Source organism: Aliiruegeria haliotis (assembly GCF_003003255.1).
In the GTDB taxonomy this organism is placed as follows: Bacteria; Pseudomonadota; Alphaproteobacteria; order Rhodobacterales; family Rhodobacteraceae; genus Tropicimonas; species Tropicimonas haliotis.
In genome coordinates, this window is sequence record NZ_PVTD01000025.1 from 1 (window position 1) to 9,834 (window position 9,834).

The window sequence follows — 9,834 nt, forward strand, 5'->3', positions numbered from 1 at the left end:
TCTTCGGGCTTCTCTCGTTTCCCAGCCATCGCTGATCCTCCAATTTGCAGGACAATCTATCCCAGTTGGTGGACCACTCTCAGGGGGCTACTCCACCTTACGAAGGCGAAGATGACGACAATGAAGAAGCCAAGAAGATTGATGTCTTGAATGATGGGATTGCGCTGTTGAGAGAGGCCGTCGAAGAGATGCGGTCCACGAAGGCAGAGATCCTGTTGTTGAGTGACCAACGGGACGGCACCGACGGATAGCACTGCTATCGTATCAGTTTCTTCGCAGAGGACGTCACCTCCTAACCCTATGAAATGTCAAATTTCTGCCAGCTTCCTTGTCTAAACGGCAGCATGAACCGTTTCGGAAATGGGAATGATCATGTTCATTGCTGCTGCTCTCCTACTTTTGCTCGCCGTTGTTGCTATATTTGCTTCTCTACTAGGGATCATCTATCCCTTCGCTCCGTTCAGAACTCGGAACAGGGCGGCTAAGACGCTGGCGGTTTCAGTTGCAGGTGGGATATTTGCGCTTTTCCTTCCCATTATGTCGCTTGGATGGGAAGGGAGCGAAGGCAAGTCCGGCACTGTTCCGAGCGCACCATTAGTGAGAAACGATGTTGGTGAGGGAAAGGTCGACAGTTCCCAAGCACAGTCAAACTTCCAGCATGACGACGCAACTATATCGACGCAGAGCGATCTAGAGCCGGAGCCTTTTGACTATGACGAACACCTAGCGGAGACCAAATCGCTAATCGCCGACGGAGATTGGAAAGCGGCCCGCACCCACATCGATGCGCTTTCGGCAGAAAACCTTATGTTGGCCCCAACGGACGAAGCAGACATCGAGGCACTAGCACTAAGTATTGTTCGGCCACTTCCAGCAAGCGATACAAGGGGCAATCTAGATGGCTATCAGTTTCTTTCTGCACTGGTGCCATCTGACGAAACCTACTCGGCTAAGACGTCGAAGTACCGCCGCGCCCTAGCAAATAGGGCTGGCGAAGGTCAGAGCGCCTCGACTGCGAGTGATCATGTACTACAGAAGAACGCCCACGAGCTTGTTTGGGGGTGGGGACCCAAAAAGGTCGTGGTTAAGGAAGGAAACCTTGCGGTAGTTCTGCCGCTGGCACGCATCACACCTTTGATCCAGAATGCCGTAATCGCCCATGGCCTTTGCAGCCATTCGTTCACTGAGTTTAACCTGGACGGGCTGAAGTCGATTGTGATCCTGAACCAAACCGCATCCCAAGGATTTGTGTACGAGAAAGGTGTACAGGACTGCGCGTCCCTCATGGATGCTCCGTCCGACGAACTCGAATGGAGGATAGCCGCCTACACCCACTGGTACTAGGATGGTTCGGAAATGGCGGGCGGGCGACGACGCCGAATGAGCCGCGCCAGTTGCGCGGGATCGTCAACGATCATATCCGTCACAACGTCCAGTGTCGGTTCCGACACTTCCGCTCGCACCTCCGACAACAGATCGTCATAGGTCTCCCTCTCATCGACAACTTCAACCGTTTTGTCCCCAGCATCCGGTTCTGACATGAATTGGAGCAGCATCTTCTGCAGAGTGCGAATGCCTTCCTCCCCGTTGTCGCCCCCGAACTCGCCGTAGCTTTTTGCCTCCATCGGCCTATCCCCAGCGCGACCATAGAAGCCGATCCGTTCACCGATCCGGGCGAAATGGTTCTCGGTCTGGATGATCAAGTTGAGGCAGGCTCGTTTGCTTGTTTCGTCTTGCGCAGCCTCAAACCTATCCCACGCCTCGCCACGTGCTCGCCTCAGCGACGACAGGCTTTCCATGATGAAGTCGCGAGGCTGCATCGCCACGGCCTCGTGGCGGAGTTCTTCCAACAGACGCTTCCGCCAGCGATAGGCCGTGTCGACAGAGATGCCGAATTCGCTGGCGATTGCAGCACCTGAACGGTTTTGCATCACCATCGGGTGCAGATGCTCGCGGACGATCTCCCATTGCTGTTCGGACCGAAGCCGCCCCATGTTGCGGACATGATTTGCCGGAGTTGGTGGCAGGATGTCGCCTTCAGTTGCAACCTTGGATTGCTCCGAAGCGCTGGGCGTGTTCGCCACGTTGGTGGGTTGCGTTTCATCGGGTTGGTCGGTCATCGTCGTCGGTCCTCAGGTGAGTTTTAGGGGCGAATTTCCGGCACAAACCGGCACTAACCTGAGCAAAAGGGTGAAGGCTCGGAGAGTGGGGATCGCATTTCGTGCAACTGGTTGCAGCATTTTCGTGGCAGTCGGGCTGCCAGATCAGAACCACCGCGCGGAGAGAAAGCCGTAGAGCAGGAAAATCGGCCAAAAAAGCATGAAGCTGGCCTTCAAGATTACGCCCGCCAACGTCCAATTGTGAAACTGAGCCAGAGTAAACCGGGCGCTTTCACGCTCCGCGTCTCGACACGCGTGGTATGCATTGCGGATCAACTCCGAGATAACGATGCGACTGAAGCAAAACTGGCCAGCGCCAAGGTAGGATGCTGCAAGAAGCAGAACGAGGATGTTCATTCGGGTGTCTCCGTGTTTTGACCGGGGTGTCTTTTGAGGATTTCGCGGATGTCGGTGTGTTCCGGTGTGCCCGGTTCCGAGAAAAGGTGATTGTGCAGATGGAGAGTGCGCCAGTCGTTGCGCATTGCAGCCGCGCTGGCGGAGGTCTCCAAGAACAATGACAGTTCCGGGCAGTCGGATGGAGCCGCGGGGTAGCCAAACCGGAAATCCAGTAATGTGCGCCAGATCTCGACAGGGAAGTCATTGATGAAAGGGTTCAGGCGGGCAAAAAGCTCGTTGTCCCGAACCATGTGCTGATGGTTTTTCAGGATGTGGCGGCATTGGGCTTCATCGGCGACATCGGCTGCATTCAGGCGGCGCTCCAACCGGTGGCAAGCGTCGTCAGAGATACCGATGTGTTCACGCGAGGGGGCGAAGAGGTAACCCAGGAACGACAGAGGGGTGTTGTCGGCGAACTCGGGTTCACACAGCGCAAGCGGACCAGCCGGACATCGCTCGAAGTGAGCGACCAAGGTATTGACCATCTCCCGGCTACCAGCGGGTGTCCGCGCCGCGACGACCAAGTTATCGGCGAAGATCATGACCCGCGCATCGTCTCGCGAAGGAATGCCGTTCAGCAACCAAGCGAGAATGATGCTGGACGCCGGGGAGCCTTGCATAAGTCCCTTCGGTCCGCTTGCCTCGTGTGATATTACATGACCACGGTAAGAGGGGTAATCACGATAGACCGGCGAAGTCGCGTGATTGTCTCTATGAATGGCCTCTAGGTTACGGATGTCTAGTGCTTGGCGGGTTACCTCCTCTGGTATGGGCAGTTGATACAGGGCGTCCGGATCGATGCTCTGGAAGCAATCGACGATGTCAGTCTGAGCGAGGTAGACATATCCGGTGTTCTGGAGCACCTTCAGGGCGCGTGCCAAATCATCCCGGCTGGCGCCTGAGACACCGAACAGGGTCGCGTCCCCGACGAACTGTTGCTTGATGACTTCGGCCACCATGTAGTGGACCGCTTTCAGTTCCGGCGGAAGGATGCAAATGGGGCGCTGGGTGCCATTGGGCTTGCGTTTGAAATGCCACTCAATAGGCAGATAATCGGTGGCCCATGCGTTGATACGGCTCTGGAGGGCGACGATTGTTTCACGGTCGGTCTCGCCGCCCAGCGCCTTAAGGGCGGCAACCATCTTGACCTGAGGATTGCGCAGGAAGTTGCGGACAACCGGGTTCAACCGTTTTCCGGATGCAGTTGCCATAGCAATGGCATGCGCCAACTTCCGGTAGGTCGCATAGGCGCGGCCATGTTCCCGGCGCCACTCCCGGTCCGTATGGGGAGTTGCAACTCGTTGCATCTGGAGGTGCTGGGCGCTTTGGCCGGAAGACATGTCGGCGTTCCTGCGTTTGGAGGCTTGGGTTTCTGATCGGCTTAATGGCCTTTGGGGCGGGGGCTGGGCGGTGTCAGCGGCCTCTGACAGGCTCTTCTGGTGTGGTTGATGTGTGGGTGGGAAGGCGGCGCCCTATGCGGCTCTGTGAGCGCCTGTCGAGAGGCAAAAGGAGGTCGGCAGTTCGCCGTCGCCTTAGGTCTCCGGGTGCCCCTCCGGCTCGGCAGACATCGGCGGAAACGGAAAACATGTGAGACACGCCAGAAAAGCCTGCAAGCTGCGAAGAGTGACCTCGTTCTCAAGGCCCAAGCGACGGGTTTCGGGGGACAGGTTCTCCCCATCGTCCGAGTAAAGCTCAACGGAAATTGCATCGGCCTGCATCGCCAAAAGACAGCCGTAGCGAACAATCATCTTCTCCAGCGAAGGGCGAAGCGCTTCAAGCTCGGCCAACAACTGGGTTTCGTTGCTAGGATGGGTATCGTTGGGGTTCATTCTTGATCTCCTTTGATCAAAGAGGTTGTGCGAGAGAGGTGTCCCGCGGGTGTCGTGCCCGCGGAACATGACAGGATGGGTTCAGCGGGTTTCGGTCTGGACGTTGGCGGAGAGAGCGCCGGAGTTGATCGGTTCGAACGTGAACTTGCACTCGAAGCGGGTTTCCGTCTTACGGGCGTTCACACGGTAATCGACGGCATCAACGGCGTTCTGTTCGAGGTACTCCTTAGTGTCCGCGGAAACCGGGACCGGCTCGCCTTCCTCGAACACGATGGCCCCTGGCTGATTGGGGTTGGCCTCGTTCGGGGTGAGCAGTGTGTAACGCCCTTTGGTCAGCGTCGCATTGAACTCGGGTTTGGGAATAAACTTGGTGTTCGCCATGGCTGTTGTCTCTTTCGGCTAGTTCTTCGACAGGCCACCGAAGGCCTGCGACACGGGGTTGTCCTGAGGGTCGGAAGGCTGAGACGGATCACCAAGCGACACGCCGATGGTGCGCTCAATCTTCTTGCGGCGCTCCGTCCGGCCATCTGCCGATTTGGCATTTTTTGCTTCCGAGCCGTCCGTGCTCGTGGGATCAACGCCAAGAGCGCTGGCAGTCTTCCCGCGCTGGGTGCCGCGAGGATTGTTCGACTGGGTGTCCAGACTTTTTGAGTTTTTCTTCTCAGTATCAGCGGGCAGGCCCCAGCGCTTCTTCAGCGAGACGCAGTTCTCCTGTCCGCTGCAACGAGTTGCATCGGTGATCTTCATTGGATTGCTCCTAGGTTGTGTTGAACTTCAGGTGTTGGTGGGCGCCACTAAGTAGTCCGGCAGCGCTCAAACCAGTCGTTGATTTCAGCCTTCTTCCAGCGGGTGCAGCGCCGCGAGATGTTGAAGGGCTTCGGGAAGTCGGGGAGACTACGGTTCCAGTACCAGACAGTGCCGACGGTCACGCCAAACCACTCAGCGATTTGGTCAGCGCTGACCACAGTGTCGTAAGCGGTCGAATGCGCAGTGTCGGGCGGAATGGCGGTTTCGGCGGCGCTGCCAAAGTGTTCCTTGGCAAATTCTTTCATGCATCCTCTCCTCAGTCTGATTGCAACCCAAAGGTGCGTCTGCTTGGGCGCAGTTATATGTGACTAAGGTAGCGAGAGAGAGCAGGCCGTTCGATTGGCAAACCAACTAAGGTTTTGGTTCTATGCCCAAATCCATCCAACTAACGGCGTCTTGGTAAGCCGGAAGCTTTTCCGCAAGCCGACGTGCGGCCAGATCAACATCATCTCGTGCAGCCGGATCATCATCAGCATTTGCTTTGCTGAACGGTTTCGCGTCTGCGCACCTTTCAAGGGCATCCGCCAGGACCTCCCAAGGCAGAACCTCCCGAATGAGTGTGCCGTGAGGGTTGCCATCCTTTGGATTGATCCGTGCCGCCTTCTTTGCCTGTTCAGTGGCTTTGTTTAAGATGTCTTCTTCCACTCCGGCGCATTCAGCCAGCCAGAACATCAAAGGACTGCACTTCAATCGGCTCCAAACGCCCTTCGCGTCTACCCGTGAGGGGTCGTTTCCCTTCAATCTCTGCTGGTAGCATTGCCATGCCATCCAGCCGAGCCAGTGTTCGCGCTGCGAACGATACCACTTGTTGTGAAAGCCGGTTCCGATCTTGATTTCTTGCTCAAGTTGGGTGGTTGCTGGTGGGTGCTCAGGAAACCCCGCGATGAACTGGATCAACTCTAAAAGACTGACCGTCTCATTCCGCAATGCTCTAACTTCCTTCCATACTTCGTCCCTGTAAGACCGAACGATACGGTCGCGCACGCCCGGTCGTGAATTTGCGTTCGTTCTGTCAGAGGGGCTTGACGCGCGTGACAACTCGTTCGCGATCCAAGACAACTCAGGCCGTTTGGTGCGTTCACCAAAGATCATGTACGTATGGGCGAGGCGCTGAACGTTCTCCGCGAACAGTCTTGAGGACTTTTTCGGGGAAACGCCGCAAGCAATGTCTTGGATTACCTTGTAGTGGTCGGCAACAATCTGGCTGAGACTGAGCGTGCCCTTCCCGGCGTAGCCCTCGGGCCTGCGAAGCAGCATGTCCCCGCCAGCATATGGAGCGACCTTGTCCCATATGAGTAGAAGTTCCTCGAACTCCTCTTTCGATCTGGCGAAATCTAAACGGGGCGACTCACGGACCCGCCAATTCTTGGGGTCGACGAATGGAAAATCCCGCCGAAGCGGATCGGCCTCCGCAAACGACAGTGCATCGTGCTTGCTATCGACAATGATCGGCGCGGGACTTGGGTCGCAGTCCCAAAGAAGGTCTTCCAAATCTAGATCGTTTGCTTCGCCAAGCTTCACCGTAGATCCATCCTGCCACAGCCGGCATTCCAAAGGCCCTTTGTCGGTCGATTGCGGCCAGATCATTCGTTGAAGGATTGAAAATGCTATCCCACGGCACACCGCCTCTTTGTCCGGGGTTGGCCAATGTGTGGTGGCTTCCTCTCCCGGAAGTGAGGGCTTTGAGAAGTTTCCGCGGCGGGAGCGCTCCGGTTCAAACTCCGGCGATGCTTCCTCGTACAACTTCGAAAAAACGTCACGTAGATAGTAGAAACCTTTGGGTGGCTTCTCACTGCCTCGACCCCCATCTGCAACCCGTTGCACTAAACGCTCCCCGCAAAGCTGACGACATTGCTATCGGTCACCGACCCGTTCACGAAGTCAGCCCATGCCTGCATCATTGTCCGGCGCTTCTCAACCATGTCGCCCCGCCGATATGCGGCTTCCACGGCGTTAGAAACTTTGTGCGCAAGAGCAACTTCGGCCATGTCGCCGGGAAACCCGGTCCGTTCAGCCACCCAGTCCCGGAAGGTACTGCGCAGCCCGTGAGGCACAGCAGGGCGACCAGAAACTCGGTCCACATACCCAGCGCCGCCGGTCTTCAAATCAGCTTCGTGCAGCCGTTTCATGGCCGCGCTAAGCGTCATATCTGAGAGTTTGCCTCCGCGCGGCGCAGGGAACACAAGCTCCGATGCCTCAAACCGGGGTACACTGGCTAGGAAGTCCAACGCGCCGCTGGACAAGGGAACACGATGCTCGCGCTCTTTCTTCATTCGTTGGGCAGGGATGGTCCATATGCCTTTTTCAAGGTCAATCTCTTCCCAAAGTGCTCCGCGCACTTCCTGAGAGCGAGTGGCCGTGAGCAAGGCGAACTCCAAGGCGTACCGGCCCATACCGTCCATCGCCCGCACTCCGGCAAGCCAGCGCTGCACGTCGTCCAGTTGCAGGGCCGGGTGGTTCTCTTCCTTGGCCACTCGGTTGGGAGCGGGCAAGAGTTCTTTCAGGTTTCCGGCCCAGCGCGCCGGGTTGTCTCCGGAACGGTGACCAGTAACTGTCGCCCAACTCAGCACAGCCTCAATACGGCCCCTAAGACGAGACGCCGTTTCCGTCTTGTCCAGCCAGATTGGCTGAAGCACACGAAGAACGTCCTGAACGGCAATGTCTTGCACCAGCATGGAGCCAAGCTCCGGAATGGCATAGGTCTGGAGCGTGTTCCGCCACTGCTGACGGTGCTTCGGGTTCTTGTATTGGTCCAGTTTGGCGTTCAGGTACTTGTCTACTGCATCGGCGAAAGTCAGCCCTCGGCGCTGGGCGGCAACGAGAGCCGCCTTCCTTGCTTTGCGCTCTTCGGTTGGGTCAACTCCTTCGCGGATCTTGTCCTTCAAGTCTCGCGCCCGATCCCGTGCAGTGGCTACTGAGACTTCTGGGAAACCGCCAAGCCCAAACTCGCGGCGTTTCACGCCGACCTTTGTTCGGAGTAACCACGATCTGCCGCCGTTAGGCGTGATTTGAAGCATCAACCCTGCGACACCGCCCACCGCAACGGTGTGATTTGTGCCCTTACCGGGGTTCTGAAGGCGCTTCACCTCAAGCGCAGACATCTCTTTGGCGACCTTTGGCATCAAAAAAACCCCTCATCTTACCCGCCAAAAGTACCCATATTCAATCACATTCACAACACGCCAATCGCACAACATACTGTTCGCGAAGCGTGGAAGATGCTGAATTTTTTGGTATAAATCACCCTCAACATCATCAGTTCAGGTGTTGAGGTGGCGGAGACGAAGGGATTCGAACCCTCGAGACGGTTTCCCGCCTACTCCCTTAGCAGGGGAGCGCCTTCGACCACTCGGCCACGTCTCCGTTGGCCGGTATATCTGCGCAAGCATAGGATATACAAGGGGAAAATGCCAACTCCCAATTGAGTCGCCGCTGGGGCCACAAACCCTTGAAATGGCACCGAAAGGCACCCTATGGCACCCGGTTTGGGTAAGATCTGGGCAACGAAATTCGATCAGACGGCCAGAAATTTCAGCCCTCCAAGCGAAACCTGCCGCCGATAGCCTACACATTACGTCGCAGTTTCACGGCCGATTCTGCCCGCTTCTATCCGAGGCAGGTGCACCCATCATGGCCGTTTTCGGCCTCCCGGGCCGGCCAGCGTTTCCGTCCGCACAGGGACGAGCCGCCCCCCTTTACACCAAGGAGGAGCGGCCATGATCTTTCCCGTTGCCCTTTTGGGCACCCCGGCAGCCCCCCTGAGAACTGCCAGCGAAACGCGGCGCCTCGCGCTGGCACTCCAGCGTCGGCCGATCCCGCTACTCGCCAAGAAACATCTCGAAGCCCGATAGAATGTCGGTCCTGACAGCGTCCGAAAGACACTCCGCCTCTGGTACGGGCTTTTCGTGCTGGACCTCGTCAATGGTGATCGGGAATTGGATCGCTCGGTATTGGTGCAACCGGTCCATTTGCACGACGTCGTCGAGGCGTGTAGTGGCGGCAAACTCGGGATGAGATGCGACCCGCAGACAAGGCGAGACAGGATTAATATCGTCACCATTTTCTGGAATGGCTGAAACCTGGTTTCAAGGCTTCGATCGACGAGAATTTCTTTAGGTCGATAGCTCTCAAGCGAAAGAAAGGCTTCGAAACCGAGGGAAAGAAAAAGCGGCGCCGGAGTTGCCTGGATTTCATTCGGGATGAGGCTTCGTTGCACAAATGAGTTGAGGGATTCATCTTGCGAATCCAGCATGATTGCTCGAGCACATGAGCAGTTGGGCCCCTACAAAGTACAAGACCACGAACTGGTCGGCTTACAATGTCAGCCTGAAGCGACGTGGGTCGCTATCAATCTCGCTTGATCCCCAGATGGTCTGGACACCGCCGCCGACGGGCAGACGCGGTCGACGGCAACAATTCAGTGACGCCGCGATCCAGGCCTGCCTGACGCTAAGGTGTTGTTCGGCCTGACGCTCCGGCAGACGACAGGCTTCGTTGAGAGCTTGCTGAAGTTGGTCGGGTTGGGCCGGGAGGTGCCGGATTTCAGCTCCCTTTGCCGCCGTCAGAAGACGCTGAACGTAAACCTGCCGTATCGTGGTGGGACTGGCCCTCTGAACCTTCTGATCGACAGCACGGGGATCAAG

Annotated in this window: 10 protein-coding genes, 1 tRNA gene and 1 pseudogene; 2 read left to right on the forward strand and 10 right to left on the reverse strand. The window is 57.0% G+C overall.

From position 1 onward, the window contains the following. Positions 1-366: 366 nt before the first annotated feature. On the forward strand, positions 367-1,344 hold the full coding sequence (locus tag CLV78_RS23390; RefSeq protein ID WP_106208555.1) for a hypothetical protein: 978 nt from the start codon (positions 367-369) through the stop codon (positions 1,342-1,344). On the opposite strand, the gene CLV78_RS23395 is transcribed toward CLV78_RS23390, so the two are convergent. From CLV78_RS23395 to CLV78_RS23440, 10 genes are all read right to left on the reverse strand, one after another. Continuing rightward, positions 1,341-2,120: a helix-turn-helix domain-containing protein gene (locus CLV78_RS23395; RefSeq protein WP_106208557.1), complete on the reverse strand. Its 780-nt coding sequence runs from the start codon at positions 2,118-2,120 to the stop codon at positions 1,341-1,343. The genes CLV78_RS23390 and CLV78_RS23395 overlap by 4 nt on opposite strands. 144 nt (positions 2,121-2,264) lie before the next feature. Further along, complete coding sequence (locus CLV78_RS23400) at positions 2,265-2,516, reverse strand: hypothetical protein (protein ID WP_106208558.1); 252 nt, start codon at positions 2,514-2,516, stop codon at positions 2,265-2,267. After that, on the reverse strand, positions 2,513-3,895 hold the full coding sequence (locus tag CLV78_RS23405) for a reverse transcriptase domain-containing protein (RefSeq protein ID WP_106208560.1): 1,383 nt from the start codon (positions 3,893-3,895) through the stop codon (positions 2,513-2,515). The genes CLV78_RS23400 and CLV78_RS23405 overlap by 4 nt, the downstream gene beginning before the upstream one ends. A gap of 192 nt (positions 3,896-4,087) precedes the next feature. Further along, positions 4,088-4,384 (reverse strand): hypothetical protein, encoded by a 297-nt coding sequence (locus CLV78_RS23410; protein WP_106208561.1) that lies wholly within the window; start codon positions 4,382-4,384, stop codon positions 4,088-4,090. An 81-nt stretch (positions 4,385-4,465) separates the two neighbouring features. Further along, complete coding sequence (locus CLV78_RS23415; RefSeq protein ID WP_106208563.1) at positions 4,466-4,765, reverse strand: hypothetical protein; 300 nt, start codon at positions 4,763-4,765, stop codon at positions 4,466-4,468. An 18-nt stretch (positions 4,766-4,783) separates the two neighbouring features. Then, a complete protein-coding gene (locus tag CLV78_RS23420; protein WP_106208565.1) occupies positions 4,784-5,131 on the reverse strand; it encodes a hypothetical protein in 348 nt (115 codons plus the stop codon). Between the two features lie 47 nt (positions 5,132-5,178). Further along, positions 5,179-5,436: a helix-turn-helix transcriptional regulator gene (locus CLV78_RS23425; RefSeq protein ID WP_106208566.1), complete on the reverse strand. Its 258-nt coding sequence runs from the start codon at positions 5,434-5,436 to the stop codon at positions 5,179-5,181. 106 nt (positions 5,437-5,542) lie between these two features. After that, positions 5,543-7,015 (reverse strand): hypothetical protein, encoded by a 1,473-nt coding sequence (locus CLV78_RS23430; RefSeq protein ID WP_146136780.1) that lies wholly within the window; start codon positions 7,013-7,015, stop codon positions 5,543-5,545. Next, the gene (locus CLV78_RS23435) at positions 7,015-8,313 is read right to left on the reverse strand and encodes a tyrosine-type recombinase/integrase (protein ID WP_106208569.1); all 1,299 of its coding nucleotides are present in this window, start codon (positions 8,311-8,313) and stop codon (positions 7,015-7,017) included. The genes CLV78_RS23430 and CLV78_RS23435 overlap by 1 nt, the downstream gene beginning before the upstream one ends. A gap of 151 nt (positions 8,314-8,464) precedes the next feature. Beyond that, positions 8,465-8,554 (reverse strand) — tRNA-Ser (locus tag CLV78_RS23440). 903 nt (positions 8,555-9,457) lie between these two features. Between CLV78_RS23440 and CLV78_RS23445 the strand changes: the two are divergent. Then, a pseudogene (locus CLV78_RS23445) lies at positions 9,458-9,834 on the forward strand (transposase); the annotation flags it as partial.

Coding starts and splice junctions, on each gene's coding strand:
- CLV78_RS23395 (WP_106208557.1), bottom strand. CDS start 2,120: ATGACCGACCAACCCGATGAAACGCAACCCACCAACGTGGCGAACACG.
- CLV78_RS23425 (WP_106208566.1), bottom strand. CDS start 5,436: ATGAAAGAATTTGCCAAGGAACACTTTGGCAGCGCCGCCGAAACCGCC.
- CLV78_RS23390 (WP_106208555.1), top strand. CDS start 367: ATGATCATGTTCATTGCTGCTGCTCTCCTACTTTTGCTCGCCGTTGTT.
- CLV78_RS23400 (WP_106208558.1), bottom strand. CDS start 2,516: ATGAACATCCTCGTTCTGCTTCTTGCAGCATCCTACCTTGGCGCTGGC.
- CLV78_RS23405 (WP_106208560.1), bottom strand. CDS start 3,895: ATGTCTTCCGGCCAAAGCGCCCAGCACCTCCAGATGCAACGAGTTGCA.
- CLV78_RS23415 (WP_106208563.1), bottom strand. CDS start 4,765: ATGGCGAACACCAAGTTTATTCCCAAACCCGAGTTCAATGCGACGCTG.
- CLV78_RS23435 (WP_106208569.1), bottom strand. CDS start 8,313: ATGCCAAAGGTCGCCAAAGAGATGTCTGCGCTTGAGGTGAAGCGCCTT.
- CLV78_RS23420 (WP_106208565.1), bottom strand. CDS start 5,131: ATGAAGATCACCGATGCAACTCGTTGCAGCGGACAGGAGAACTGCGTC.
- CLV78_RS23410 (WP_106208561.1), bottom strand. CDS start 4,384: ATGAACCCCAACGATACCCATCCTAGCAACGAAACCCAGTTGTTGGCC.